Here is a 25,325-nt window from a genome sequence, read left to right as displayed (position 1 = left end):
GCCAAAGGAAGGAACGGGTGCCATGACCATCAATTTGCAGAAGCCGGATATCACCGAGCTGAAGCCCCGCATCACGGTGTTCGGGGTCGGCGGCGGCGGCGGAAACGCTGTCAACAACATGATCAATGCTGGACTGCAAGGTGTCGACTTCGTAGTCGCCAACACTGACGCCCAGGCGCTGACAATGTCCAAGGCTGACCGGCTGGTCCAGCTTGGCGTTGCCGTCACCGAAGGTCTCGGCGCGGGATCGCAGCCGGAAGTCGGCCGTGCGGCAGCGGAAGAGTGCATCGATGAGCTCATCGATCACCTCAATGGCACTCACATGTGCTTCGTCACCGCGGGCATGGGCGGCGGCACCGGCACCGGTGCGGCTCCCGTGGTTGCGCAGGCTGCACGCAACAAGGGCATCCTGACCGTCGGCGTCGTCACCAAGCCGTTCCATTTCGAAGGCCAGCGCCGCATGCGGCTTGCAGAAGCGGGCATCGAGGAACTGCAGAAATGCGTCGATACGCTGATCGTGATCCCGAACCAGAACCTTTTCCGCATCGCCAATGACAAGACCACCTTCGCCGACGCCTTCGCGATGGCTGACCAGGTGCTCTATTCGGGCGTTGCCTGCATCACCGACCTGATGGTCAAGGAAGGCCTGATCAACCTCGACTTCGCCGACGTCCGTTCGGTGATGCGCGAGATGGGCCGCGCCATGATGGGCACCGGAGAAGCTTCGGGCGAAGGCCGCGCGATGGCCGCCGCTGAAGCAGCGATCGCCAATCCGCTGCTTGACGAAACCACGATGAAGGGCGCGCAAGGCCTGCTGATCTCGATCACAGGTGGCCGCGACATGACCCTGTTCGAGGTTGACGAAGCCGCAACCCGCATCCGCGAGGAAGTCGACGCCGACGCCAACATCATCCTCGGCGCGACCTTCGACGAGGCGCTTGAAGGTCTCATCCGGGTTTCGGTTGTCGCCACCGGCATCGACCGGATCGAAGGTGCAGTCGACCAGCGTCCGGCCATGCCGACCGCGCGTCCGGCTCCGCGTCCTGCCGCCACCGCCGAGCCGCAGCCTGCCCGCCCGGCAGTCACGGCCTCCCGTCCGGCGACAGCTGCTTCGGCAGATCCCGTGGCTGACACCATCCTGTCGGCGGAAGCCGATCTTGAGCGTGAACTCGATATCGCCGGCGAAATCGAACTTGCGGCGCAGAGCGTGGCTTCCAAGCCTGCGCCTGTTGCCCAGCCCGGTTTCCAGCCGCAGAGCCGTCTTTTTGCCGGTGTCGCCGGTGAAGGCGCAGTCCAGCAGCCGCCAGTGGCAGCGCCGCAACCGGCCATGAGCGCCGCACCGCGCCCAGCCGCTCCGGTCGCACCGCAGCAGCCGGTACAGGCCGCACCGGAAATGCAGATGGAGCCGCATTCGACCCGGATGCCGCGCGTCGAGGACTTCCCCCCGGTGGTCAAGGCCGAGATGGAGCATCGCGCTGCACCGCAGGCCCATGCCGACGAACGCGGCCCGATGGGTCTGCTCAAGCGGATCTCAAGCACGCTCGGGCGCCGCGAAGAGGACGATGCCGCTCACGCCGCGCCGTCCGGCCATGCGCCGCAGGTTCGCCGTCCGCTGTCTGCCGAGGCGAGCGTCTATGCGCCGCGCCGCGGCCAGCTCGACGACCAGGGCAGAATGACGCCGCAGACGCGTTCGGCCCAGGACGACGAACAGCTCGAAATTCCGGCTTTCCTCCGCCGTCAGGCCAAGTGAAACCGTAACGGGTTGTTACAGTTTATGGACATGGCGGCCCGATGGCCGCCATGTCCTTTTTAACTCCTTGTTTCGCGTGAGTTTTTGAATTCCTCTCGGTGTTACGTTTTCGTAACAGATGGAAAAAAAGCGTGATTTGGAAACTGGAGCCCATCGCCGTATCTTCCCCGACAACAACACGGGGCTGGGGTAGTCGTTCGCACTGGGGAGGTGCGGGATTGCTCCTGACGATTGGGGACATCATGGTCTTGACTGACCATGCCAGATATTGCGGGAAACGGCGAACCTTATGAGTAGCGATGTAGTAGGACTGCAGACCACAATTTCGAGGTCAATCTCGCTTTCTGGCATCGGAGTTCATTCCGGTGAAAATGTCTCGATCTCCTTCCATCCCGCAGATCCCGACAGTGGTATTGTTTTCAACCGCCAGCTCCCGTCCGGCGACGTCGTCAGCGTTCGCGCCGTGTCCTCGCAGGTTGGCTCCACGGATCTGTGCACGCTTCTGGGCAAGGCTCCCGACCGATCGATCGCGACGGTTGAGCATCTGATGGCCGCGCTGTATGCGCTCGGCGTCGACAATATCAGCATTGATCTCGATGGCGGCGAAGTGCCGATCATGGACGGCAGCGCCGCCGTGTTCATCGAGGCAATCGATACCGCAGGCCTGATCAATCATTCGGTCAAGCGCCGTTACATCCGCGTGATCAAGCCTGTCCGCATTGAAATGGGCGGGTCATGGGCTGAATTCAGCCAGCACAACGGCACCCGTTTCGAGATCGACATCGATTTCGAGACGCCGTTGATCGGCCGTCAGTCCTGGAAGGGCGAAGTCACTGCCGACACGTTCCGCCGTGAACTGGCGCGCGCCCGTACCTTCGGTTTCATGCGCGATGTCGAGCGGCTGTGGGCCTCGGGCCATGCGCTGGGATCGTCACTCGAGAATTCCGTGGTGATCGGTGATGACGACAAGGTCATCAATGTCGAGGGACTTCGCTACCGCGACGAGTTCGTCCGTCACAAGACCCTTGATGCTGTGGGCGATCTGGCTCTCGCCGGTGCCCAGTTCATCGGCTGCTACCGCAGCTATCGCGGTGGCCACAAGCTCAACGCACTGGCGCTCAGGGCGCTGCTGGCCGATCAGTCGGCCTATGAGGTGGTTGAAGCGCCGGCCCGCCGCAACACGGTTCGCCATGGTGAACTGGTGGCCGTCAATGCCGCAGTGTTCGCTCCCTGGGCCCTTTAACGGCTCGAACACGTTTTCCTGTCACCATCGGTTCTAAACTCGTGATATTGAAGAGGATCATTGCCACAAAATTGCGGCAAAGCGTCTTCATGACGTTGCGAAGTTCGGGCATTTCCGGATAGAAACGCTGGTCTGGTTCTGCGAGACATTTGTTTTCGCGGCTGTTGAGAGGTTTGCAGGATGGATACTTCGGTCGAAGGTAGGCGCGGGCGCGCGATTCGAGTTGCGCTCATTGTCGCCGGGCTGGCTGGCGTGTCGTCAGTGGTCAGCGGCTGTCAATCCGATCCCGATATCGACATCTCCAACTATGCGCAGACCGTCGAGCCGGCCGATGTGCTCTACAACCAGGGCCTTGCAAACCTGCAGGCGGGCCAGTTGACCGAAGCCGGACGCAAGTTCGAAGCCGTCGACAAGCAGCATCCCTATTCGGAGTTTGCCCGCAAGGCGATGGTGATGAGCGCGTTTACGAATTACCGGCAGGGCCGCTACGCCGAGGCGATCAACACCGCGTCGCGCTATCTCAGCCTTTATCCGAACGATGAAGATGCAGCTTACGCGCAATATATCGTCGGTCTTTCCTATTACCGGCAGATTCCCGAGGTAACGCGCGACCAGCGGACTTCGGCCCGCGCCATCGCTGCCTTTACCGAGGTGATCGAGCGCTATCCCGATTCCGAATATGTCGAGGACAGTCAGGCCAAGCTGCGCTACGCCCGCGACCAGCTGGCCGGCAAGGAAATGCAGATCGGCCGCTACTACCAGGAACGCAAGGAATATGTGGCCGCGGCCAACCGCTATCGCGCCGTGGTCGAGCAATATCCCAACACCCGCCAGGTCGAAGAGGCGCTGGCGCGTCTGGTCGAGACCTATTACGCGATGGGACTGGAAAGCGAAGCACAGACGGCAGCCGCCGTGCTCGGACACAATTACCCGGACAGCCAGTGGTATGCGGATTCCTACAAGCTCCTGAAGACCCGTGGCCTTGAGCCGCGGGAGAACAAGGGTTCCTGGATTTCGCGTGCCGGGTCCGTCCTCGTCGGCTCCTGAAACGGACGGCGATGCTTGTCCAGCTGTCGATCCGCGATATCGTACTGATCGAGAAGCTTGATCTCGAGTTTGACGCTGGCCTGTCGGTGCTAACCGGCGAAACCGGCGCAGGCAAATCCATCCTGCTTGACAGCCTGTCGCTGGCGCTTGGCGGCCGAGGTGACGGCAGCCTTGTGCGTCATGGTGCCGATAAGGGCCAGGTCACCGCCGTGTTTGACGTCGGTGCCGATCATCCCGCGCGCAAGCTGCTGCGCTCCAATGACATTGATGATGATGGCGACCTGGTGTTCCGCCGGGTGCAGTCGGCCGATGGCCGCACGCGGGTGTTCATCAACGATCAACCGGCCAGCGTGGCGCTGATGCGCGAGGCGGGATCGTTGCTGGTGGAAATTCACGGACAGCACGACGACCGGGCGCTGATCGACACCGACGCGCACCGGGCGCTGCTTGACGTGTTCGGCGACCTGAGCGAACGGGCGGCGGATGTCGGGCGTCTGTACGATGGATGGCGCGAGGCCGAGCGGGCGCTGAAGGCGCACCGGGCAAAAGTCGAGGAAGCCCGGCGGGAAGCCGACTGGCTGCGGTCTTCGGTGGATGAACTGGAGAAGCTTCATCCGGTCGAGGGCGAAGAGGAAGAGCTCGCGGTTCGCCGCTCGCTGATGATGAAGTCCGAGAAGATGGCGAGCGACATCAACGAAGCCAACGAGGTTCTCAATGGTCAGGGCTCGCCGATGCCGGTGATCAGCGGGCTGGTGCGGCGGCTGGAGCGCAAGGCGCAGGAAGCGCCGGAACTGCTCAACGACACGGTGGCGGCGCTCGATGCGGCGCTCAATGCGCTGGCGGATGCGCAGACGGCGGTTGAGACGGCGCTTCGGGCTGCCGATTTCAATCCACGCGAACTGGAAGAGACCGAGGAGCGGCTGTTCGCGCTGCGGGGGGCTGCACGCAAGTACAATGTGCCGGTCGAGGCCTTGCCGGAACTGGCGGCCAGGATGGTTGCCGATCTTTCCGATCTCGATGCCGGCGAAGACAAACTCGCCGCCATGGAAGCCCGGGTTCACGAGGCCAAGGCCGCTTTCCTGCATTCAGCCGAGCAGCTTTCCCAGCGGCGGCACAAGACCGGTGAAGCGCTGGCGGCCGCGGTGATGGCCGAATTGCCGGCGCTGAAGCTGGAACGGGCCGAGTTCCTCGTCGAGATTGCGAGCGACGTCGCCCATGCCGGGCCGTCGGGCATCGACACGATCGCCTTTCATGTGCGCACCAACCCCGGATCGCGCCCTGGCCCGATCATGAAGGTGGCTTCGGGTGGCGAGCTGTCGCGCTTCCTGCTGGCGCTCAAGGTGGCGCTGGCCGATCGTGGTTCGGCGCCGACGCTGGTGTTTGACGAGATCGACACCGGGGTGGGCGGGGCCGTGGCGGATGCCATTGGCAAACGGCTGAAAAGGCTGGCAGATGGTGTTCAGGTGCTTTCTGTCACCCATGCGCCCCAGGTGGCGGCGCGGGCTGCGACGCATCTGCTGATCGCCAAGGGGCCGTCAGAAGCGGGCTCGACAACGGTGTCGACGCGGGTCTCCACCATGGGCGCCGATGCGCGGCGCGAGGAAATCGCCCGGATGCTGGCCGGTGAGCATGTTACCGCTGAGGCACGGGCCGCGGCGGCGCGATTGCTCGAGGGCAATATCTGAGCTGATTTGGGTTTGACGAGGCCCGGATCTGGCAAAGTCCGGGGGCTTGCAGAACTTTATGGTTCCTTACCAGTAGAACGCCCGTGGCGCTGAAGCCTTGCTCAGGCTGGTCATCAGGCCGACGATGGCGGACGCGATGCTGCGGGCTTCGGCCATACGTGTCACGGCGCCATCCCTGGGATCGAGTCTGCCGCTGGCTCTTTCGGCCATGCTGTCGATCTGCCGGGCGGTGCTGGCGAAGCTCGCCATGGTTTCCATATCGGCTTCGTTGTGAACCGGCATGGTGGCCTGTGGTCCGTCATCGAGATCGAGATAGGCCTGCTGCGCCAGCGACATGCCGGCGGTGTCGGCGTTCGCGATCGCGGCAAGCGCCTCGAATGCACCGGCGAAATCCTCCGCCGCTGCCTTGAGTTCCTTTGCGAACTGGGCTGACTGGCTAGCCAGCGCGCCGGGCGTCATGTCGAACAGCATCAGCTGGCTCATCTGCTCGCGCAGTTGCTTGAGCCTTTCCTCGGCCAACGCCTTGCGGCTGTGGGCCGCAGCTTCGGTAAGATTGCCAAGCCGGGAGAGCGCATCCGACGAGTCATCGCCAGATTGCGGGGGGGCCGGGACAGTGCGTTGGGTAAGAGGGGCTTTCGTGATGGCGTTGATGGCTCCGACGATCATTCGTCCGTTCTTCCTGATTGCCCTTCCAAGACGGTCGTTTTCCCGGACACCCTAACAGCGAATTATTAAAGCCCGATTGACTGCCGTGATGTGGCAAGCGGCTTTTCATTCGCGCCAGTTGCGCTAAAACACTCTCGATTCCGGAGTGCCGCAGATGATGAACGAGACCAAGCCCGTGGACGCGCTGAGCGAAACAGAGGCAAAAGCCGAACTTGCGCGGCTTGCGGCCGAGATCGCACGTCATGACGAGGCCTATCACCGTCAGGACGCGCCGATCATTCCGGATGCCGAGTATGATGCGCTGAAGCGGCGCAACCTTGCCATCGAGCAACGGTTTCCGCATCTCAAACTGGCGGATTCACCCTCTGACAAGGTCGGCGCTGCCGTTGCCGAAGGGTTTGGCAAGATCATCCACCGGGTGCCGATGCTGTCGCTGGACAATGCGTTTTCCGACGAGGACGTGCGTGATTTCGTCAACTCGATCTACCGCTTCCTCGGGCAGTTGCCGGACAACTCGATAGCACTGACCGCCGAGCCGAAGATTGACGGGTTGTCGATGTCGATCCGCTACGAGGACGGCAAGCTGGTGTCGGCTGCGACCCGCGGCGACGGCACCACGGGCGAAAACGTTACCGCCAATGTCAAAACCATCTCCGAAATCCCCAACATGCTTCCCGCCGGTGCGCCTTCGGTGGTGGAGGTGCGCGGCGAGGTCTACATGGCCAAGGCGGATTTCCTGGCGCTGAATGAGCGCATGGCGGCGCAAGGCAAGCAGACCTATGTCAATCCGCGCAACACCGCCGCAGGCTCGCTGCGCCAGCTTGATGCCTCGGTGACAGCACGCCGCAAGCTGAAGTTCTTTGCCTATGCCTGGGGCGAAATGTCGGAGATGCCGGCCGATACCCAGCATGGCATGATCGAGGTGTTTTCGGCCTGGGGCTTCCCGGTCAACCCGCTGACCAAACGTCTGCACAGCGTCGAGGAATTGATCGGCCACTACAACGAAATCGGGCTCGCCCGGGCAGATCTGCCCTATGACATCGACGGGGTGGTCTACAAGGTCGACCGGCTCGACCTGCAGGAGCGTCTGGGTTTCCGCTCGCGCAGCCCGCGCTGGGCGATTGCGCACAAGTTCCCGGCTGAAAAAGCTGTCACCAAGCTCACGGCTATCGACATCCAGGTCGGCCGCACAGGCGCGCTAACCCCGGTGGCGCGGCTTGAGCCGATCACCGTCGGCGGTGTGGTGGTGACCAATGCGACACTGCACAATGCCGAGGAGATCGAGCGGCTCGGGGTGCGCATTCATGACACGGTCGAGATCCAGCGCGCGGGCGATGTCATTCCGCAGATCCTGCGGGTGGTCGATTCCCCTGCGAATGCGGTTTATTTCGAGTTTCCGAAGGTCTGTCCGTGCGAATTGAAGACACCGGTGATCCGCGAGGAAACCGCAGGTGGGGTCGAAGGCGTCATCCGCCGCTGTTCGGGCGAGTTTGCCTGCCCGTTCCAGCGCAAGGAGCATCTCAAGCATTTTGTCTCGCGCAAGGCCTTTGACATTGACGGCCTGGGCGAGAAGCAGATCGAGTTTTTCTACGACGATGCCTTGCTGCCGATCCGCCAGCCGGCCGACATCTTCACGCTAAAAGAGCGCGATGAGGCCAACGGGTTACAGCGGCTGAAGAACCGCGAAGGCTACGGCGAGACTTCGGCGCAAAAGCTGTTTGACGCCATCGACGCGGCGCGCACTGTTGCACTCGACCGGCTGATCTTTTCGCTCGGCATCCGGCATGTCGGCGAGCAGACCGCCAAGACGCTGGCGCGCGCCTATGGCAACTGGGAATCGGTGCATCAGGCGGCGATCGCGATCGCCAATGGCGACGCCGCGGCAATCGAGGAGATGGACGCGCTCGACGACATCGGACCGGCGGTGGTCGAATCCATCGGCCGCTTCTTCGGCGAGCCGCACAATATCGAGATGGTGAACAGGCTCACCGAGCAACTGACCATTCTCGAGGCCGAGAAACCAACGCAGGATTCCCCCGTCGCGGGCCTCACGGTCGTCTTTACCGGCAGCCTGGAAAAGATGACCCGTGACGAGGCCAAGGCGATGGCCGAGCGGCTGGGAGCCAAGGTGGCGGGCTCGGTGTCAAAGAAAACCGACATCGTTGTCGCCGGCCCCGGCGCAGGCTCGAAACTTGCCAAGGCCGAAGCACTCGGTGTGCGTACCATGAGCGAAGACGGCTGGTTCGAACTCGTCAGCTGAAATCCCAAAGCACCTGCTGTCGCCGTCTCCGACGCGCCCAGAATTGGCGAAGGCCTGAACATGGGCAGCCCGTCGGTTGCCGATGCTGTTCCCGCATGAAGTTTTCTGCGTGTAAAGGTTGCATGAGAATATGCATACTTTATTCAATGCTGCTATGATTCGGCATGCTCGGGGTATGGGCACTAGAGGGAGGCAGCGTCATGGGCGTTATGACGGCAACTCTGCTTTTATTGGTTCTCGGCGGTTTGCTTTATTTCTGGTTGAAAGGCCGCCGTGGCGGTGAACGCGCGCCAGGCCGCAAGTTGCTTGCTCCTGAACAGAAATCCGGGATTTACTACGAAATCACCCGGGCCAGCCACACTCTCGTGCGGCATGATACCTCCAACCAATATTCCCAAACGGTTCGTTCGAATCCCGATTACACGGATGTCTTCGTGGTCACCAAAACCATGGTCAAGGGGCTGCCGCCGGGCGTCAGGGCGCTTCTTTCGCACAGCCTGCTGCCCGATGGCAAGCCGGATCCGACCGCGGTGACGGCATCGACCGAACCGCTTTCCGATGGTCAGTCGACGGCTGAGTTCAACGGGTGTGCGGGCATCATTTCCAGCAGCAAGTTTCCGAACGGCATTATCAAGTGGGAAGCCAGCCTGGAGGCTGCGGACGGCAGTACTGCCAGCCTGCCGGAGACAATCGAAGTCTGCATCACTGCGAGAACGGACGCCTGACGGCCTAGGTGTTGTGGTTGATTGAGGTTCTTGCCTTGCTCCGCGAACTTGCCGGTTTCAGGCCAGCACGGCGCGCAGCACCACGAACAGGAACCCTGACAACACGGCTGCAGCCGGCACGGTGATCACCCAGGCGGCGATGATCTGCATGAAATGCGAGCGGCGGACGAGCTTGCGGCGGCGCTGGTCTTCGTTGCGCGTTGGCTTGGCGGTTGCCTCGTCGGTCGAGTTGATCTGGTGACGGGCGACATATTCGGCCCGGCGGGTCGAATTCTCCGTGTACCATTCGCGGAAGAAGCCGACACCGAACACGGCACCCACGGCGATATGGGTGGAGCTGACCGGCAGGCCCAGCCATGAGGCGATGATCACGGTGATGGCCGCCGACAGCGCCACGCAATAGGCGCGCATCGGATTGAGCTTGGTGATCTGGTTGCCGACCATGCGGATCAGCTTCGGTCCGAACAGCAGCAACCCGAGCGAAATGCCGACCGCGCCGACCGCCATCACCCAGAGCGGGATCACCACCTTGGGCGCGACTTCGCCGAGTTCGGCTGTGTGGACGATCGCCGCCAAGGGACCGACGGCGTTGGCCACGTCATTGGCGCCGTGGGCAAACGACAGCAGCGCCGCGGAAAAGATCAGCGGCAGGCCGAACAGTTTTCTGAGCGACTGGTTGCGGTTTTCAAGGCCACGGGACTGGCGGGCAATCACCGGCCTGGCAATGAGCCAGCTGACAATCGCGGCGCCAAGCCCGATCAGCATGGCGGTGCCCATCGGGATCTTGATGATTGCCTTGACGCCCTTGAGCGACAGATAGGTGGCGAAGGCGCCAACCATGATGGCAATCAGCACCGGCACCCAGCGGCGCGCGGCGGCAATCTTGTCGTCCTGGTAGATGATCGCGGTCTTGATGAAGGCAAGAAAGCTGGCGGCGATCAGGCCGCCGAGGAAGGGCGAGATCACCCAGCTGGCGGCAATCGAACCCATGGTCGACCAGTTGACGGCATCGACGCCGGCTGCGGCAATACCCGCGCCCATGACGCCGCCGACAATCGAGTGGGTGGTGGAAACCGGGGCACCCAGCCAGGTGGCGAGGTGGATCCACATCGCCGCCGAGACTAGCGCCGCCATCATCGCCGAGATGAAGACATTGGGATCGGAGACCGCGACGGGATCAATGATGCCCTTCGAGATGGTGGAGACAACGTCGCCGCCGGCAATCAGTGCGCCTGCGCTTTCGAACACGGCGGCAATGGCCAGCGCAACGCCGAGCGTCATCGCCTGCGAGCCGACAGCCGGGCCGACATTGTTGGCCACATCATTGGCGCCGATATTGAGCGCCATGTAGGCACCGATCGTGGCTGCAGCGATGATCACCACCGCGCCGGGCTGGCCGGTGACGAAGACCGCGGCAATGACGGCGCAGAGAAAGATGAAGACGATCGCAAGTCCGGGCGTGACAAAGCCGCGATTGATGAGGCCGGTTGCCTCCTCCATCGTCGCGAGCTTGTCTAGATCCTTGTCGAGGGTGGGCTTGCGGTAGGTTTCAGCCATGTGAGGTGATGCTTCCCGTGTTCCGGTCCGGATCCGGCGAGAGCCGAATGTGACAGTCCTGTAACCGCAGTCGATGAAGGTCCGGGGCATTGCAGTCAAGCGGCAGGTCTGGCGTATCAACGGATATTCGCGCATTTTGCCGTTTTGGTGGCGCGGAAGGCACTGTTTCAGCCCTATGCGGCCATTTGGCGCTGCGGATGGTCAGCGTTCTGACCGGAGTGCATGAGCCTTGAGCGCGGGGTGTCGGGAAGCGGTGCTGCCGCTTGTCATGCATGGTCAAACCACGGATAAGGCCTGAGCAAGGGCTTTCGTAGTGCCCGCAAAGACCGCCCGTCACGGCGGAGGAGATCGCATGAGCCGTTTGTTCGAAGAACTCGATTATCGCCCGACCCCAATCGGGGCGCTGGTGCTCAGGCGGCGGCGCGAGGCGCGGCTCGGGGTTGATGTTCTGGAGATCAAGCTCGGAGAAGAGCACCTGATGTCGGATCTGTTCACGGCGTCGGAAATCGCGCTGGCGCAATTGGGGCTGGCGGCCTGCGAAGGCGAGGGCCTCGATGTGCTGGTCGGCGGACTGGGTCTCGGCTACACCGCCAAGGCGGCGCTCGACGAGCCGCGTACCGGCTCGCTGATTGTCGTCGAATATCTCGAGGCGGTGATCGACTGGCACCGGACAGGCCTGCTGCCGCTGGGGCCGGAGCTGACCGGAGACAATCGCTGCCGGCTGGTCGAGGGCGATTTCTTCGCCCTGGCCCGCAGCGAGGCCGGGTTCGATCCGGACAAACCGGGCCGTCAGTTCGATGCCATCCTGCTCGACATCGATCATTCCCCCGATGCGCTGCTCGATGCGCGCAGCGAAAGTTTTTATCAGCCGGAGGGGCTGGCGAAGCTGGCCGCACATCTCAGGCCCGGCGGCATTTTCGGCCTGTGGTCGGATGAACAGACAGATGCGGCTTTCACCGAACGGCTTGCCGGCGTGTTCAGCCAGGCCTGGGCCGAACCGGTGACATTTCACAACCCGCTGCAGGACAAGCCCTTCACCCAGACGGTGTATCTGGCGCGCAAGGCCCAAGCCTGACAGCCTTGTTCAGCGCCGGGTGGGATCGGGTGATGCCGCCCATCGTTCCGCGCCATCACTTCGCCCCATCACTTCGCTTGACCCCAGGATCAATCCTATTCAATTGACTGGTCAGCAATGCTGACCTATCCAGCGGGGACACAGGAGAGTCTTTGCATGTCCAAAACCCGGCCGGAATTTTTCCAGGGTGTTCGCGACAGCCTGCCGATCGTGGCTGCGGCAGCGCCGTTCGGCATGCTGTTTGGCGCCCTGGCTGTCGACAACGGATTGACGGTCGGCGAGGCGGTGCTGATGAGCACGCTGGTGTTTGCCGGCGCCAGCCAGATGGTCGGGCTGGAAATGTTCGGTGCGCATATCGCGCCCTGGATCATCATCCTGTCGGTGTTCGCGGTCAATTTCCGCCACGTGCTCTATTCGGCGGCATTGGGCCGCCGCACCGGGCTGTTTGCCGGCTGGCAGAGGATGATCGCCTTTTTCTTTCTCACCGATCCGCAATATGCGGCCTCCGAGGCCCGGGCCGACCGCAAGATACCGCTGACCATGAGCTGGTACATGGGTATGGCGCTGCCGGTTTATGTGTTCTGGATCGTGGAAGCCTGGGTCGGGGCGCTGTTCGGCAGGCTGATCAACGATCCGGCGGCGCTGGGGATCGATTTCCTGCTGCCGATCTATTTCCTCGGGCTGGTCATGGGATTTCGCACGCGGCCGAACTGGCTGCCGGTGGTGATTGTCGCCGGGCTTGGATCGATTGCGGGATTCTACACCGTGGGTTCGCCCTGGCATGTCAGCGTGGGGGCGCTCGGCGGTGTGATTGCGGCAATGCTGCTGCCGCTGCCGGATCCTGAAGCCGGGGAGGAGGCGCCATGAACGGAATGTTTCTCGGGCTGCCCGTCAATGTCTGGACCATCTTCGGGGCCGCCATCGTCACCTATGCGGCACGGTTTGGCGGGCACCTGGTGCTGTCGCGGTTCAAGCGGATTCCGCCCCGCGTCGATGCGGCGCTGAATGCCGTACCGGCGGCGGTGCTGGCGACGCTTGTCGCTCCTGCCGCTGTTTCCAGTGGGCCGGCCGAAGCACTGACCCTGGCCGTCTGCCTGGTGGTCGGCTTCAGGGTGCCGATGATGGCGATGTTCTGCATCGGTTGGGTTCTGATCGTGGCACTGAGGACCGCCGGGCTGTGATACGCCGGGTCAGCGGCTGATCTTTCCGGTCTTGCTGTTGAAATCGAACCAGCGCACGGTCTTTTTCGAAGCCCCCTTCGACGTCACGTCAAACCGGTAGGAAGAATTGGCCCTTCCACCTGTTGTGTTGCAGGGGGGCAGGAAATTGGCGGTCAGCGTGGTGCTGCCATCGGCTTCCGACTTGATGGTCTTGGTCTTGTGCTGGATGATCCGTCCAGTGGAGAGCACATCATACATCTTCACCTTGATCGTATCGCCTGCCTTGGCTGCGTGTTTTATCGTGATGCTCGGGTCAAGGCCCTTGCCGCCGAGCTTGTTGCAAAGATGGGCTTTGCCTGCGGCGGCGACCGAGACCGACTTGATCTCGATCGCAGCGGCGGGCGCGATTGCCAGGCTGAGAACAAGCAGTGAAAGCGAGGTTTGGCGAAGCGGTTTCATGCAATGGCCTTTTGATGGTGTTTGTCGAGCAAAATGGATAGCAGGCTTCCATGTCAAACCTGCAACGCAATCGTCGGTCCGGGGTCGATTTTCCGGTGTGCCGGTGAATTTGAAGGCGGGACCGGGCGAGGTTTCACAGCGGCGCGGTTGCTGCCTGAAGCCATTGCAGTGCCGGGTCGCCGGAGAGAAGCGGTGACAGTTCCTCGCGCACCCGGTCGTGATAGGCGTTGAGCCATTCTGTCTCTTCCGGGGCGAGCAGGTCCGCCAGGATCAGCCGCTTGTCGATCGGGCACAGCGTCAGGGTGCCAAAGCCGAGCATCGGCTTGTCGCCGCCTTCGATGGCCTGGGGTTCCTGCACCACGACGAGGTTTTCGATGCGGATGCCGAAGGCGCCGTCGCGATAGTAGCCGGGTTCGTTGGACAGGATCATGCCGGGCAGCAACTCCTGTGTGCCGCGCCGCGAGATCGATTGCGGGCCTTCATGCACGGAGAGATAGCTGCCGACACCATGGCCGGTGCCATGGGCAAAATCGGCGCCCGCCTTCCACAGTGCGATCCGGGCGAACGGATCGATGTCGAGGCCACGGGTGCCTTGCGGGAAGCGCAGCATGCTGATGGCAATCATGCCCTTGAGCACCAGGGTGAAAAACCGTTTCTGCTCGTGGGGAACATCGCCCACCGCAATGGTGCGGGTGATGTCGGTGGTGCCGGCAACATACTGGCCGCCGGAATCAATCAGCAGCATCTCGCCAGGTTCAATCCGGCGGTTGGTCTGTGTGTTGACGCGGTAGTGGATGATTGCCGCGTTGGGGCCGGCGCCGGAGATGGAATCGAATGACAGCGCCTTGAGCGGCATCTGCATGGCTTCGCCGGTCTGGCGGCGGAACTCTTCGAGCCGGGTTGCAGCCGTGATTTCATCGACCGAACCGGGCGCCTGCCCATCGAGCCAGGCGAGGAACCGCACCATTGCTGCGCCATCCTGCCGGTGCACGCTGGCGCTTCCGGCAATTTCCGCCTTGTTCTTGCAGGCGCGGGGCAGGCGGGCGGGGTCGGGCGCATTGAGCACCGTTCCTCCGGATTGCTCGATCAGCATGGAGATGGCGTGCGGCGCCACCGCCGGATCGACCATGACGGTGGCTCCGGATTTCCCGAGCGCCACGAGGGCATCATCGAAACCGGACGGCGGTTCGAGATCGGCAAGCTGGTTGAGATAGGCTTCGGCCTCGATGCCGGTCTTGCGCTTGTCGATGAACAGCAAGGGCCTGCCCGAGGCCGGGATGATGGCGCGCGACAGCGGGTGCGGCGTCGAGGGCAGATCCTCGCCACGGATGTTGAAGCTCCAGGCCACCGAAGACGGGTCGGCCAAGACCACCGCGCCGGCTCCGGCCGTTGATGCGGTTTCGGCGATCATTGCAAGCTTCTCGCTCGCCAGCCTGCCGGCAAGATCGATCGGCTGCAGCGTCACGGTGCCCAAGGGCGGTTGCGACCGGTCTTCCCAGATTGCGTCAACCGGATTGCGCGGCAGGAACACCAGCTGTCCGTCGAGCGCCTTCAATGCCGCTTCGAGACGGGCCACTTCGCTTGAGGGCCAGGTCCAGGGATCAATGCCCAGCCGCAGCCCGTTAAGGCAGGAGGTTTCGAGAAAGGATGGCAGCGGATTGGCCACGCTGTCCTGATAGTCGAAGACCTTCGGGTCGGTCTGCGCGCGGACCTGGTTGGTATAGCGTCCATCGACAAAGATATGGGCCTTGTCCTCAAGTACCAGTACCGATCCCGCCGATCCGGTGTAGCCGGTCAGCCAGGCCAGCCGTTCGGCGCAGGCGGGCACATATTCGCCGAGATATTCGTCCGAGCGGGGCACGGCGACGGCATTGACGGAGGACGCCGCAAAGCCTTCACGCAGGCGCGCAACGCGGCCGGCCGCCTGATCGGGGGAGGAGAGCACTTCAAAATTCTGAAACATCATGGGATTCCTGGGAGCCAAAGCGAACCTTCCTTATAGCAATCCCGTTTGCGTTTGGGAGGCGGTCAAACGGATTTGATCAACGGGGCAGGGCCGGGTGCCTGTTTTGGGTGCGCACAATCTCTGTGCAGTGCACGATGCCGCATAAATATGCAGCACGGCGCATCGCTCAGGCGCGAGCTTTGCGTTGAATTCATAGCTGCACTGCAACATAAGCTCTGCACATTTCTGCAGAAGAGACTATCTTGGGTTTGCAGGAGGACAGAACAATCACTTACCCAAAGGGGATTACCAAATGTCCGTAAACATGTTTCAAAATGCCTTCGACCGTCTCGTCAGCGCCCGCGAACGCCAGGTTCGCCGCTATGTGAATGGCGCGCTTCTGGCGATGGACGACGCTCAGCTCAAGTCGATCGGCCGTACCCGTGAAGAACTTCAGCGCGAAGGCGCACAGGCTTACTTCTTCTAAGAAGCCGAACATGCGCCATGACGGCACTCTCATCTACAGCGAATGCGAACGGCTCCCTTGGGAGCCGTTTTTGTTTGGGCGGATTTGACCGGATCGCCGTGCCGTCCGGTCTTGTCCCGGGTGATCCCGATTACTTCAGATGAAGTGTCACCCAGCCATTGCGCCACAGGGTTTGGACGTGGCGCATGCCCTGGCCGTTGAAGGCGGCGAGAACCTGCCAGCGCTGACTTGCCAGAATCCCCGACAGGATCACCGAGCCGCCAGGTGCAAGATGGCGCTTGATGTCGGGCGCCATGCGCATCAGAGGCCGGGCCAGGATGTTGGCGATGATCAGCCCGAACGGGCCTTCTTCGCGAAAAGCGGTGGAATGAAAGCCGGTCGCCGTGACGCATCGGATCTGTGCGGTGCGGTGGTTGTGGCGGACATTGTCGCGGGCCACGCGGGTGGCAACCGGATCGATGTCCGTGGCCAGGACGCGGACGGGGCCGAGCATGGCGGCGGCGATCGCCAGCACGCCGGAGCCGGTGCCGAGATCGAGCACCGGGCTCACGCCGGCGGAACTGCCGGGGCTGGCGCGCATGACGGATTCAATCATTTCAAGACAGCCGGCCGTGGTGCCGTGATGGCCGGTGCCAAAGGCCTGCCCGGCCTCCAGCTCGATGGCCAGGTCATTTATACGCACCGCGCTACGGTCATGGGCGCCGTGGACCAGAAAGCGTCCGGCACGGACCGGTGTCAGGCCTTCGAGCGACTTGGCGATCCAGTCGGTCTCGCCGAAGACTTCCAGTTCGATCTCCACGTTCGGAAATTCGTCAGCAAGGCAGGTGCTGATGCGAGATTTGAGCGTATCGCCGGGTTCACCCGGGGCATAGACCGACACCTCCCAGAGGCCCTTGTCCTCGTCGATCTCCATGGTGGCGACGGGCAGGCCTTCGTCCTCGAATATGCTGTCGAGCAGATCCAGCCCGCGTTTGGCCCCGGCTTCGTCGGTGCGGAAATAGTATCGGTGGTCGCTCACGTCCGGTTCTTTCCTTCGTCGGTGGCCGCCTGGGTTGCGGCTGTCTCTTCCGCCTTGCGGGCCGTCTTGCTGGCGGCCTCTGCGCGGGCGTCGTCCTTGGGCAGCGCGAAGCTCAGGATCCGGTCGTTCTGGCCGGGAGAGTTCGCCGAGGTGGAGGCAAACACGATCGATCCGGATGGCTTGATCCAGAGCAGGACGAGCGCGCCTTCGGGGCGGGATGCCTCATAGGCTTCCCAGTTGAATTCATCGGTCAGGCGGGTGAGCTGGAAGGTCCAGCCCTGAAGCAGTTTTTCACGCAGATCGAGAAAGCCGACAGGCTCCTTGGTCAGCGAACGTCCACCGAGCGTGAAGCTCAGCGCCTGGCGTGCCTTCTCGTCGACGCGGCCGATCTGGTAGACGTGGCTGCGGCCGAGTTCCGGTCCGAAATCGGTGCAGACCAGTGCATTGTAGGCGTCGTTGTCGCCGGTTGCGATCAGGTTGGAAAACCGCTTCGGGTCGATGCTGTGATGGGCAGATTCGGACAGGACCTCGCCGAAATAGACCGGGATGTTGGCCAGACGGGCCTCGGCCAGGTGGTTCCAGTTCTGGTCGGCCAGCATCACCGGAACCTCGGCTTCCTTGAGCTTGATGGCCAGCGCCGTCGACCAGCGCGAACCGCCGACAATGAGAATGCCGGGCTTGGACGCCTGCTTGAGGTTGAGGAAGCTTGCCAGCGGCGCTAGCGTGAAGCCGTGCAGCACGATGGTGGTGACCACGACTGCGAAGGTGAAGGCGACCATGCGGCCCGCATCCTCGATGCCGACATCGGCCAGCAGGGTTCCGAACAGGCCGGAGACGGCGACGGCGACCACGCCGCGCGGGGCAATCCATGCGCTGAGCAGACGTTCCTGGATGGTGGCGCCGGAGCGGATGGTGGCGAGCATGATCGCAACCGGACGGATGACCAGCAACAGGGAGGCGACAAACAGTGCCGCGCGCCAGTCGAGCGAACGGATGTCATCCATGCTCAGCGATGCTGTGAGAATGATGAAGACGCCGGAGACCAGCAGCGTGGTGATGGTTTCCTTGAAGCGGCGCATGTCGGTGAGCGAGGCGATGCGGCTGTTGGCCAGCACCATTCCCATCACGGTAACGGTGAGCAGGCCGGATTCCTCCAGCAGCGTGTTGGTCGCGGCATAGATCCCCACCACCGAGGCCAGAAGCACCGGGGCCTTGAGATATTCGGGCACATGGCCGCGGACGAACGACCAGACAATCAGTTTTGCGGCAAGCCAGCCACCAGCAATGGCGACGGCGAAACCGGCGAGGAGAAGCATAACGAGATTGTCGGCTTCATGCAGCCCGATATAGACAAGGATAACCTCGAAGGCGACAACGGCGAAGAGCGCGCCGATCGGGTCGTTGACGATGGCCTCCCAGCGCAAGAGCGAGGCGGGGCGGGCATCGAGCTGGGCCTGTCGCAGCAGCGGCATGATCACGGTCGGGCCGGTCACCACCAGGATCGCGCCCAGAACAATGGCTGTCGGCCAGCTCAGGCCGCCAATGTAGTGGGCCGCCAATGCCGCCATGCCCCAGGTCAAGGGGCCGGCGTACATGATGATGCGCCGAACCGCGGTGGATGTCTCCCTGATTTCCTTGAAGTTGAGCGTCAGCCCGCCTTCAAACAGGATGATGGCCACTGCGATCGAGACAACCGGCCGGTAGATCGAGCCGAAATCTGCCGTCGGATCGAGAAAGCCGGTGGCCGGTCCCGCGATAAAGCCTGCCGCCAGCAGCAGCACGATGGCCGGAAGTTGCAACCGCCATGCGAACCATTGTGCGGCAATGCCGGCAACACCGATCACGGCAAGTTTGAGAACGATGTCGTCCATGATAGTCCCCTGTCGTGCGGCGCGGGGCCGGAGTTACGGCTTGAGCAGATTCTCAAGCTTGGTGACGGCGATGTCCGGATTTTCGCCCCAGGCGATCGTCCCCTTGAAGCGGCCTTGTGCATCGAGCAGAAACACCGAAGCCGTATGATCCATGGTGTATTCACCATCGGGTTTGCTGGCGTCGATAGGCACCTTCTTGGCATAGATGCTGAAGCCCTTGACCATCTCCCCGACCTTTTCGGGCGATCCGGAAATGCCGACGATGCGGTCGCTGACGCCGGAAATGTACGATCCCAGCAGCTCCGGCGTGTCGCGTTCCGGATCGACGGTGACGAAATAGGCGCCGATCCTGCCGCCCTCGGGATCAACCTGCCTGAGCCAGCCGTCCAGTTCGAACAGGGTGGTGGGGCAGATTTCCGGGCAGTGAGTGAAGCCGAAAAACAAGGCTGTCGGACGGCCGCGGAAAGCCGCTTCGGTGATCGGCTGGCCGGACTGGTCGACAAGTTCAAACGGTACGCCATAGGGCTTGGCCGACAGTTCGGTCTCGGTCCGCTGCCATTCATAGGTCAGCCAGCCAAGCGCCAGCGCCATGGCTGCGACAAGAACCCAGAGGACAAGACGTATGGCTTTCATTGAAGTCTCCAGTAAGGCTGCCGTTTGCTTCCCGCCTGTGTCCGGGACAGCCGGGCGGGATCGGCTTTATCGGTTCAGAGGCACCAGGCAAGACCGCTGGCCGCAAGCGCGTTAAGCAATGCCGGCCCGTTTGCCTGCCAGGCGGCAAAGGCAAGCCCGGTCAGGATTGCCGCGGCGATGATGCCGAGCGCGCGGGGGAGAAAACCCTGGAACGAACTGGGCTGATGCCGGCTGGCTTGGTGTCGGGGCGCAGGTGCACTGGTCATTTGCCCTATCTAGAGCCGATCATGCGCAAATGGAAGTGGTTTGATTGGCCCGGTTGTTTGCGCCGGCCAGCCAAACAGGCCAGCTGCGGGCGGCTCCACTGCGGTGCATTGCCCGCGGGGCTGACAGGATTTCAGGTGCCTGGACCGGTCGATTTGACATCCTGCGCCCTTGCATCTTTCATTCGGTCTGCCCGTCGCCCATATCAAGGCTGTCAGTTTCATCCCTGGCGTGCCGGGGAACTTCCCGAGGTCTGGCGCGTTCAACGGGCAAGGAGAAAATTCGTGATCACAAGCAAGAACATCCGCTCGACCGTTTCCGCAGGCCTGGTTGCCGCAGCCGTGCTGGCCGCACCACTGATGGCAACACCGGCATCTGCCGAACAGGTTGGCGAGGTTGGCGTCGACTGGCTCGGCAACGATATCCTGATCGATGCGGTCACCGATCCCGAAGTTGACGGCGTGACCTGCCATGTCGCCTATTTCGACCGTGGTGTCATCGACCGGCTGCAGAAGGGCAACTGGTTCGAGGATCCCTCCAATGCCTCGATCGCCTGTCGCCAGACCGGCCCGATCACCATCAAGGACATCGATCTCGATGAAGACGGCGACGTGGTGTTCAAGGAATCGCGCTCGCTGATCTGGAAATCGCTGGTGGTGCGCCGGATCTACGACAAGCGTAACGACACGCTGATCTATCTGGTCAATTCGCAGCAGGTGCAGGACGGCTCGGCCAAGATGAACATCTCCACCGTGCCGCTCTACGGCCAGGACGTGACCTGGGAAAACGGCAAGCCGTAATTCTGCGGCCGTTCGATTGAGCGGAGTTTGATCTCGGTCATGCTGATGTGAATGCTTTTATGGTTGTGTCTGCCCATTGCGGTTTCGTTCGGCAATCGGCGGGCGAACCAATTTTGTTCCAAAGGCAGGCATTCACGTGACACCAGACAGGCTTGAAAACGCTCATGCGCACACGGTGCAGGACGTCGTCACCCGGCTTGAGACCGACCCCGCCGCAGGCCTCGATTCGTCTGAAGTGCAGGCGCGGCGCAAGGTTTACGGTTCCAACCAGCTGTTCCGCCAGAAACCCAAGAGCGCACTGAGTATCCTCGTCCACCAGTTCAACAGCATCATTGTCTGGCTGCTGGGGGGAGCTGCGGTGCTGTCGTTCGTGATGACCGATATCGCCGAGGGCGTGGCTATTGTCGTTGTTCTGCTGATCAATGGCGCCATCGGTTTTACCACCGAGGTCCGGGCGGCGCGGTCGATGGAAGCCCTGATCCGCATGGCCGAGGTGAAAACCCGGGTTCGCCGTGCGGGGCGGGAGCGGATGATCGACGCGCACGAGCTGGTTCCCGGCGATGTGGTCATTCTCGAGGCCGGCGATATTGTCACCGCCGATTTGCGGATCAGCCAGGCCTCGAACCTGCAGGCCGATGAATCGATACTGACCGGCGAATCCCTTGCGGTGACCAAATCCACCGAGGTGACCAGCCCGGACGCGGTGCTGGGCGAGCGCGCGGGCATGGCGTTCAAGGGCACGGCGATCACGCAAGGCACCGGCGAGGGGCTGGTGGTGGCCACCGGCATGACCACCGAGATCGGCCGCATCAGCGCATTGGCGCAGGCCGCCGACAGCGAAGTGGCACCGCTGGAGAAGCGGCTCGACCGGCTCGGCCACCGGCTGGTCTGGCTGACCTTCGTGCTTGCCGGGCTGACCATCGGCGCGGGGATCTTTCGTGGCCATGATGTGGTCGCGATGATCCAGACCGGGGTGGCGCTGGCGGTGGCAGCGGTGCCGGAAGGTCTGCCGGTGGTGGCGACACTGAGCCTGGCGCGCGGCATGTGGCGCATGGCCCAGCGCAATGCGGTGATCACCCGGTTGTCCTCGGTCGAGACACTCGGCGCGACAACGGTGATCCTGACCGACAAGACCGGAACGCTGACCGAAAACCGGATGACCGCGGTGCGCTACCTGCTCGACGGCGGCGATGTCGAGGTCGACGGCGACCGCCTGGATCCGGCGTCCGACGAGCCGCTGGGCTGGGCGCTCCGGATCGGGGCACTGTGCAACAGCGCCGAACTTGGCGACGGCAAGGCCGATGGCCGCGCCGGCGACCCGATGGAACTGGCCCTGCTGTCGGTGGCGGCGGAAAGCGGCATCACGCGCAAGGCGCTGGCAGACGATTTCCCCGAAATCCGCGAACATGCGTTCGATCCCGTCATCAAGATGATGGCGACGGTTCATGGCAAGGGCAATGACGGGGGCGACGGCGAGGGCTTTGTTGTCGCGGTCAAGGGGGCGCCCGAAGCGGTCATCGAAAGCGCCGATCAGGTGTTCGGGGCCCAGGGGCCGCGGCCGCTTGATGCGCGAACCCGGGAACGCTGGAGAGAGCGCAGCGCGGAGGCCGCGAGCGAGGGGTTGCGGCTGCTCGGGCTGGCGATGAAGCGCAGCGACGAAGATGAGACCGATCCCTATTCCGGATTGACGCTGGTGGGGCTTGTCTGCCTGCTCGATCCGGTTCGCGACGATGTGCCCGCCGCGATCAGCGCAAGCCGGGCAGCCGGCGTCAGGGTGGTGATGATGACCGGCGATCATGCCGTGACCGCCGCCACCATCGCCAAGCAGGCAGGATTGTGCGACGGCGATCTCACTGTCATCGAGGGTCGCGAACTTGCGGGCATCGACCCGGACCGGATCAGCGAGGAGATGCGCAACCGCATTCTCTCGGCCAATGTGTTTGCCCGGGTTGCGCCGGAAACCAAGCTGGCGCTTGTTTCGATCTACCAGAAGGCCGGTGAAGTCGTCGCCATGACCGGCGACGGCGTCAACGATGCACCGGCGCTGAAGAAGGCCGATATCGGCGTCGCCATGGGGCTGCGCGGAACCCAGGTCGCCCAGGAGGCAGCCCACATGGTGCTGCGCGACGACAAGTTCGCCACCATCATCGCCGCCATGCGGCAGGGCCGGGTGATCTTCGACAATATCCGCAAATTCGTGATTTACCTGATCTCGTGCAATGTCAGCGAGGTGCTGGTCGTCGGGCTGGCGGTGGGCTCGGGCCTGCCTGCGCCGCTGCTGCCGCTGCAGATCCTGTTTCTCAACCTCGTGACCGATGTCTTCCCGGCCTTTGCGCTGGGGCTGGGCAAGGGCGACGCGCATGTGATGGCAAGGCCGCCGCGCGACCCGAAGGAGCAGATCATCGACCGGGGGCGCTGGATCCAGATCGGGGTGCTGGGCGGGGCGATCACGCTGGCCACGCTGACCGCCTTCCTGCTGGCGCTGTTCTGGCTCAAGCTCGAGGCGGGGCCTGCCGTCACCGTGGCGTTCCTGACGCTGGCGCTGGCGCAATTGTGGAACGTGTTCAATGTCCGCGATGCCGATGCCGGGCTGATCGACAATGAAATCACCCGCAATCCCTATGTCTGGGGTGCGCTGGCGCTGTGCCTGGGACTGATCGGCATGGCGCACTGGCTGCCGTCGCTCGCCAGCCTTCTCGGCCTGCCCGATCCGGGCATTGAGGGACTGGCATTGGCAGCGGCAGCAAGCTTCGGGCCATTGGTGCTGGGGCAGGTATGGCTGGCGCTGGCACGGCGCAGGGAACGGTAAGGGGTGGTAAAAGGGAAGCTTACCCCCTCAATACCCCACCGTCGCCGATCCCGTTCGCCTCGGGTCCGACGCTCCCAGCAGCAGGTCCTTGCCGGTGTCGACGTGGATCGACTGGGTCGAGCCCATGACGCTTTTGACCGCAATCCTGTGACCCTTGGCCTCGAGAGCTGCCACCGTGTCGCGGCTCAGGCCGCCATCCTCGACGCGGATTTCATCGGGCAGCCACTGGTGGTGGATGCGCGCGGCGTTGGTGGCTTCGGCGACGTTCATTCCGTGATCGATCATGTTGGAGATCACCTGCAGCGTGGTGGTGATGATGCGTGAGCCGCCGGGGCTGCCGGTGACCAGGAACGGCTTGCCGTCTTTCAGCACGATTGTCGGGCTCATCGAGGACAGCGGCCGCTTGCCGGGTTCCACCGCATTGGCGTCGCCGCCGATCAGGCCATAGGCGTTGGGCACGCCCGGCTTGGCGGAAAAATCATCCATCTCGTTGTTGAGCAGCACGCCGGTGCCGGCGGCGGTCATGCCCGAGCCATAGGAGAAATTCAGCGTGTAGGTGTTGGACACCGCGTTGCCGTATTGATCGACGATGGAGAAATGCGTGGTCTGGTCGCTCTCGTAGGGCGCCAGTTTGCCCGGCTTGATCGAGGCCGAGGGCGTGGCGCGGTTGAGGCTGATGCCGTCGCGGATCTTGGCTGCATAGTCCTTCGAGGTCAGGGCTGCGACCGGGACATCGGCAAAATCCGGGTCGCCGAGATATTCCGAGCGGTCGGCATAGGCGCGCTTCATGGCTTCCGCCATCAGGTGAATGGTGTCGGAGGAATTGTGCCCGAGGAAGCCGATGGGAAAGCCCTCCATCACATTGAGGATCTGGATGATGTGGGTGCCGCCGGAGCTTGGCGGCGGCATCGAGACGATGTCGTAGCCGCGATAGCTGCCGCTGACCGGCTCGCGGATGACCGCCTTGTAGTTCGCCAGATCCTCAACCGTCATCGAGCCGCCGGCCTCTTGCACGGACGCGGCGATCTTCTCAGCCACCGCGCCTTTGTAAAATCCATCCGGGCCGTTGGCAGCAATTGCCTTCAGCGTAGTTGCCAGATCCGGCTGCTTGAGCACATCGCCGGGCTCATAGAAGCTGCCATCTTCCTTGTAGAAGATCGCCGCCGAAGCCGGCCAGGTTTTGAGCCGCTTTTCCAGTCCCTTCAGGCTGTCGGCCAGATCGGCGGTAACAATGATGCCGTCTTCGGCCAATTTGATCGCAGGGGCTGCGGCCTCAGCGAGCGTCATCGTGCCAAAAGTGTCGAGCGCCAGCTGCATTCCGGCCACCGTGCCGGGCACGCCGACGGCGAGGCCTGAAAACCGCGAAAGATTGCTGTCGGCATTGCCCTCGGCGTCGAGATACATGTCGCGGGTGGCACTGGCTGGCGCCATTTCACGGTAGTCGATGGCCCTGGTCTCGCCGCTCTTTGCGTCATGCACCATCATGAAGCCGCCGCCGCCGAGATTTCCGGCACGGGGCAGGGTGACTGCCAGCGCCAGCGCGACAGCAACACCGGCGTCGACTGCATTGCCGCCGTCCTTGAGCACCTGCAGCCCGACCTCGGCGGCGACCGCCTCCTGCACGGAGACCATGGCCGATTTCGCCCAGACCGGATGCACCGCATCCATGCTGGAAAAGATCGCCGCCTCCTGCGCAGTGGCGGCAGTTGGGCCGATGACGAATAAAGCGGCGGAGGCGAGGGCGGTGAGCGGGCGGATCATCGGGCGGTCCTTTCAAGACTGTCAGCGCTTCGGACGAAGTCACGCGGGCGCCAGGCCAAGACGTGGCACCATCGAAAGCCACATCGGGCTCGTCGTCAACCCGGAATTGC

At 62.9% G+C, this 25,325-nt stretch carries 21 protein-coding genes; 12 read left to right on the top strand and 9 right to left on the bottom strand.

Annotation, left to right across the window (positions count from 1 at the left end):
• The first annotated feature begins 22 nt into the window (after positions 1–22).
• The 4 genes from ftsZ (at position 23) to recN (ending at position 5,725) form a co-directional block, all read left to right on the top strand.
• Positions 23–1,750 carry a cell division protein FtsZ gene (gene ftsZ, locus WNY80_RS19440; RefSeq protein ID WP_342889063.1) on the top strand — a complete coding sequence of 576 codons (1,728 nt, stop codon included), beginning with the start codon at positions 23–25 and terminating at the stop codon, positions 1,748–1,750.
• 289 nt (positions 1,751–2,039) lie between these two features.
• Entirely contained in the window at positions 2,040–2,993 is a 954-nt protein-coding gene (gene lpxC, locus WNY80_RS19435) for a UDP-3-O-acyl-N-acetylglucosamine deacetylase (RefSeq protein WP_342889062.1), read from the top strand.
• A 180-nt stretch (positions 2,994–3,173) separates the two neighbouring features.
• Positions 3,174–4,040 (top strand): outer membrane protein assembly factor BamD, encoded by an 867-nt coding sequence (locus tag WNY80_RS19430; protein WP_342889061.1) that lies wholly within the window; start codon positions 3,174–3,176, stop codon positions 4,038–4,040.
• Between the two features lie 11 nt (positions 4,041–4,051).
• Positions 4,052–5,725, top strand: coding sequence for a DNA repair protein RecN (gene recN, locus WNY80_RS19425; protein WP_342889060.1), 1,674 nt, complete (start codon positions 4,052–4,054; stop codon positions 5,723–5,725).
• Between the two features lie 66 nt (positions 5,726–5,791).
• Here recN and WNY80_RS19420 read toward each other — a convergent pair whose 3' ends face one another.
• Complete coding sequence (locus WNY80_RS19420) at positions 5,792–6,391, bottom strand: hypothetical protein (RefSeq protein ID WP_342889059.1); 600 nt, start codon at positions 6,389–6,391, stop codon at positions 5,792–5,794.
• A 154-nt stretch (positions 6,392–6,545) separates the two neighbouring features.
• Between WNY80_RS19420 and ligA the strand changes: the two genes are divergently transcribed.
• The gene (ligA, locus tag WNY80_RS19415) at positions 6,546–8,651 is read left to right on the top strand and encodes an NAD-dependent DNA ligase LigA (RefSeq protein ID WP_342889058.1); all 2,106 of its coding nucleotides are present in this window, start codon (positions 6,546–6,548) and stop codon (positions 8,649–8,651) included.
• Positions 8,652–8,815: 164 nt separating this feature from the next.
• Entirely contained in the window at positions 8,816–9,376 is a 561-nt protein-coding gene (locus tag WNY80_RS19410; protein ID WP_342889057.1) for a hypothetical protein, read from the top strand.
• Positions 9,377–9,433: 57 nt separating this feature from the next.
• Here WNY80_RS19410 and WNY80_RS19405 read toward each other — a convergent pair whose 3' ends face one another.
• Positions 9,434–10,933, bottom strand: a complete 1,500-nt coding sequence (locus WNY80_RS19405) for an inorganic phosphate transporter (protein WP_342889056.1) — start codon at positions 10,931–10,933, stop codon at positions 9,434–9,436.
• 352 nt (positions 10,934–11,285) lie between these two features.
• Here WNY80_RS19405 and WNY80_RS19400 point away from each other — a divergent pair, with 352 nt between their 5' ends.
• The 3 genes from WNY80_RS19400 to WNY80_RS19390 all read left to right on the top strand — a co-directional run bounded on the left by WNY80_RS19400 (position 11,286) and on the right by WNY80_RS19390 (position 13,189).
• Positions 11,286–12,008: a spermidine synthase gene (locus WNY80_RS19400; protein WP_342889055.1), complete on the top strand. Its 723-nt coding sequence runs from the start codon at positions 11,286–11,288 to the stop codon at positions 12,006–12,008.
• A 156-nt stretch (positions 12,009–12,164) separates the two neighbouring features.
• The gene (locus WNY80_RS19395; protein ID WP_342889054.1) at positions 12,165–12,875 is read left to right on the top strand and encodes an AzlC family ABC transporter permease; all 711 of its coding nucleotides are present in this window, start codon (positions 12,165–12,167) and stop codon (positions 12,873–12,875) included.
• Positions 12,872–13,189, top strand: a complete 318-nt coding sequence (locus tag WNY80_RS19390) for an AzlD family protein (protein ID WP_342889053.1) — start codon at positions 12,872–12,874, stop codon at positions 13,187–13,189. Before WNY80_RS19395 ends, WNY80_RS19390 begins: the two co-directional genes overlap by 4 nt.
• 9 nt (positions 13,190–13,198) lie before the next feature.
• On the opposite strand, the gene WNY80_RS19385 is transcribed toward WNY80_RS19390, so the two are convergent.
• A complete protein-coding gene (locus tag WNY80_RS19385; protein WP_342889052.1) occupies positions 13,199–13,627 on the bottom strand; it encodes a hypothetical protein in 429 nt (142 codons plus the stop codon).
• 133 nt (positions 13,628–13,760) lie between these two features.
• On the bottom strand, positions 13,761–15,590 hold the full coding sequence (locus tag WNY80_RS19380; protein WP_342889170.1) for an aminopeptidase P family protein: 1,830 nt from the start codon (positions 15,588–15,590) through the stop codon (positions 13,761–13,763).
• Between the two features lie 295 nt (positions 15,591–15,885).
• Between WNY80_RS19380 and WNY80_RS19375 the strand changes: the two genes are divergently transcribed.
• Positions 15,886–16,059: a hypothetical protein gene (locus tag WNY80_RS19375; protein WP_342889051.1), complete on the top strand. Its 174-nt coding sequence runs from the start codon at positions 15,886–15,888 to the stop codon at positions 16,057–16,059.
• Between the two features lie 130 nt (positions 16,060–16,189).
• On the opposite strand, the gene WNY80_RS19370 is transcribed toward WNY80_RS19375, so the two are convergent.
• From WNY80_RS19370 to WNY80_RS19355, 4 genes are all read right to left on the bottom strand, one after another.
• A complete protein-coding gene (locus WNY80_RS19370) occupies positions 16,190–17,077 on the bottom strand; it encodes a 50S ribosomal protein L11 methyltransferase (protein WP_342889050.1) in 888 nt (295 codons plus the stop codon).
• Positions 17,074–18,948 (bottom strand): sodium:proton antiporter, encoded by a 1,875-nt coding sequence (locus WNY80_RS19365; protein WP_342889049.1) that lies wholly within the window; start codon positions 18,946–18,948, stop codon positions 17,074–17,076. The genes WNY80_RS19370 and WNY80_RS19365 overlap by 4 nt, the downstream gene beginning before the upstream one ends.
• A gap of 33 nt (positions 18,949–18,981) precedes the next feature.
• Positions 18,982–19,581: an SCO family protein gene (locus WNY80_RS19360; protein WP_342889048.1), complete on the bottom strand. Its 600-nt coding sequence runs from the start codon at positions 19,579–19,581 to the stop codon at positions 18,982–18,984.
• A 74-nt stretch (positions 19,582–19,655) separates the two neighbouring features.
• On the bottom strand, positions 19,656–19,847 hold the full coding sequence (locus tag WNY80_RS19355) for a hypothetical protein (protein WP_342889047.1): 192 nt from the start codon (positions 19,845–19,847) through the stop codon (positions 19,656–19,658).
• Between the two features lie 357 nt (positions 19,848–20,204).
• Here WNY80_RS19355 and WNY80_RS19350 point away from each other — a divergent pair, with 357 nt between their 5' ends.
• Complete coding sequence (locus WNY80_RS19350) at positions 20,205–20,645, top strand: CreA family protein (protein ID WP_342889169.1); 441 nt, start codon at positions 20,205–20,207, stop codon at positions 20,643–20,645.
• Between the two features lie 136 nt (positions 20,646–20,781).
• The gene (locus tag WNY80_RS19345) at positions 20,782–23,454 is read left to right on the top strand and encodes a cation-transporting P-type ATPase (RefSeq protein ID WP_342889046.1); all 2,673 of its coding nucleotides are present in this window, start codon (positions 20,782–20,784) and stop codon (positions 23,452–23,454) included.
• A 27-nt stretch (positions 23,455–23,481) separates the two neighbouring features.
• On the opposite strand, the gene ggt is transcribed toward WNY80_RS19345, so the two are convergent.
• A complete protein-coding gene (ggt, locus tag WNY80_RS19340; protein ID WP_342889045.1) occupies positions 23,482–25,215 on the bottom strand; it encodes a gamma-glutamyltransferase in 1,734 nt (577 codons plus the stop codon).
• Positions 25,216–25,325 lie beyond the last annotated feature (110 nt).

The organism is Hoeflea sp. AS16 (genome assembly GCF_038900095.1).
In the GTDB taxonomy this organism is placed as follows: Bacteria; Pseudomonadota; Alphaproteobacteria; order Rhizobiales; family Rhizobiaceae; genus Hoeflea.
The sequence above is the reverse complement of the archived record's forward strand: the minus strand, read 5'-3'. Positions and strand labels throughout refer to the sequence as shown.

Bases quoted from the DNA above. Each gene is read 5' to 3' on its own strand.
- WNY80_RS19360 (WP_342889048.1), bottom strand. From the start codon at position 19,581: ATGAAAGCCATACGTCTTGTCCTCTGGGTTCTTGTCGCAGCCATGGCG.
- recN (WP_342889060.1), top strand. From the start codon at position 4,052: ATGCTTGTCCAGCTGTCGATCCGCGATATCGTACTGATCGAGAAGCTT.
- lpxC (WP_342889062.1), top strand. From the start codon at position 2,040: ATGAGTAGCGATGTAGTAGGACTGCAGACCACAATTTCGAGGTCAATC.
- WNY80_RS19395 (WP_342889054.1), top strand. From the start codon at position 12,165: ATGTCCAAAACCCGGCCGGAATTTTTCCAGGGTGTTCGCGACAGCCTG.
- WNY80_RS19420 (WP_342889059.1), bottom strand. From the start codon at position 6,391: ATGATCGTCGGAGCCATCAACGCCATCACGAAAGCCCCTCTTACCCAA.
- WNY80_RS19355 (WP_342889047.1), bottom strand. From the start codon at position 19,847: ATGACCAGTGCACCTGCGCCCCGACACCAAGCCAGCCGGCATCAGCCC.
- WNY80_RS19365 (WP_342889049.1), bottom strand. From the start codon at position 18,948: ATGGACGACATCGTTCTCAAACTTGCCGTGATCGGTGTTGCCGGCATT.
- WNY80_RS19385 (WP_342889052.1), bottom strand. From the start codon at position 13,627: ATGAAACCGCTTCGCCAAACCTCGCTTTCACTGCTTGTTCTCAGCCTG.
- ggt (WP_342889045.1), bottom strand. From the start codon at position 25,215: ATGATCCGCCCGCTCACCGCCCTCGCCTCCGCCGCTTTATTCGTCATC.
- WNY80_RS19410 (WP_342889057.1), top strand. From the start codon at position 8,816: ATGCTCGGGGTATGGGCACTAGAGGGAGGCAGCGTCATGGGCGTTATG.
- WNY80_RS19430 (WP_342889061.1), top strand. From the start codon at position 3,174: ATGGATACTTCGGTCGAAGGTAGGCGCGGGCGCGCGATTCGAGTTGCG.
- WNY80_RS19375 (WP_342889051.1), top strand. From the start codon at position 15,886: ATGTCCGTAAACATGTTTCAAAATGCCTTCGACCGTCTCGTCAGCGCC.
- ligA (WP_342889058.1), top strand. From the start codon at position 6,546: ATGATGAACGAGACCAAGCCCGTGGACGCGCTGAGCGAAACAGAGGCA.
- WNY80_RS19405 (WP_342889056.1), bottom strand. From the start codon at position 10,933: ATGGCTGAAACCTACCGCAAGCCCACCCTCGACAAGGATCTAGACAAG.
- WNY80_RS19390 (WP_342889053.1), top strand. From the start codon at position 12,872: ATGAACGGAATGTTTCTCGGGCTGCCCGTCAATGTCTGGACCATCTTC.
- WNY80_RS19380 (WP_342889170.1), bottom strand. From the start codon at position 15,590: ATGTTTCAGAATTTTGAAGTGCTCTCCTCCCCCGATCAGGCGGCCGGC.
- WNY80_RS19400 (WP_342889055.1), top strand. From the start codon at position 11,286: ATGAGCCGTTTGTTCGAAGAACTCGATTATCGCCCGACCCCAATCGGG.
- ftsZ (WP_342889063.1), top strand. From the start codon at position 23: ATGACCATCAATTTGCAGAAGCCGGATATCACCGAGCTGAAGCCCCGC.
- WNY80_RS19350 (WP_342889169.1), top strand. From the start codon at position 20,205: ATGGCAACACCGGCATCTGCCGAACAGGTTGGCGAGGTTGGCGTCGAC.